Source organism: Pseudomonas sp. FSL R10-0056, from assembly GCF_009600105.1.
GTDB lineage: Bacteria > Pseudomonadota > Gammaproteobacteria > Pseudomonadales > Pseudomonadaceae > Aquipseudomonas > Aquipseudomonas bubulae.
This window is the reverse complement of the sequence record NZ_WIWL01000165.1, coordinates 1-202: the sequence shown is the minus strand read 5'-3', so window position 1 is coordinate 202 and position 202 is coordinate 1. Positions and strand designations below refer to the sequence as shown.

At 59.9% G+C, this 202-nt stretch carries 1 tRNA gene; it reads left to right on the top strand.

The window, feature by feature from the left end:
• Positions 1-129: 129 nt before the first annotated feature.
• A tRNA-Asp gene (locus GHO42_RS08500) sits at positions 130-202 on the top strand.

Here is a 202-nt window from a genome sequence, read left to right as displayed (position 1 = left end):
GTGATTAGCTCAGCTGGGAGAGCATCTGCCTTACAAGCAGAGGGTCGGCGGTTCGATCCCGTCATCACCCACCACTTCTTGAGATTCTCGCAAGAGAAAGGTCGTTCCGAAAGGAGCTACCACCGACGCGCAGCGGTAGTTCAGTCGGTTAGAATACCGGCCTGTCACGCCGGGGGTCGCGGGTTCGAGTCCCGTCCGCTGC